This is a genomic window from Polaromonas sp. P1_G2, assembly GCF_056405515.1.
Window position 1 is genome coordinate 1 of record NZ_JBFUBY010001291.1, and the last position, 429, is coordinate 429.

At 61.5% G+C, this 429-nt stretch carries 1 protein-coding gene; it reads right to left on the reverse strand.

Going from position 1 to position 429, the window contains the following annotated elements; genetic code table 11:
- On the reverse strand, nucleotides 1–429 hold a 429-nt coding region (locus tag AC1D0P_RS30190), incomplete at both ends, for a strawberry notch C-terminal domain-containing protein (protein ID WP_477680096.1).

Here is a 429-nt window from a genome sequence, read left to right on the forward strand (position 1 = left end):
GTCATACGATCTGCCGTCAGAACCTCCAGGCCTTTGTCGTAGACACCCGCGGCAATCGCCCCTTCAATGCGGGCAGCCAGCAACTGTTCGAATGCTTCGAACAGCAGGTTCTGTATGCGGATGGTAAGCGCCAGCATTCGATTGAGGAAGGTATGGATCGGTGGCAGCTCTTCCTTGAGGCCGCCTTCCTCCGCAGTCAACGACAGGCCGGTGATCGTCTCGAATTTTTCGAGCGAGCAGCCTGCGATGCCGCCGGCGTGGATGCGCTTGTAGAACTGCCGCAGCGCGTCGCGGGCATATTGAGATTCGAGATTGTCCTCCGAGCGGAACATGCCCTGCCCGCCGGTCTGGCGTTGCCCGCGGGTGATTGCGCCGAGCGTGTCGAGACGCCGGGCGATCGTCGACAGGAACCGTCGTTCGGCCTTGACG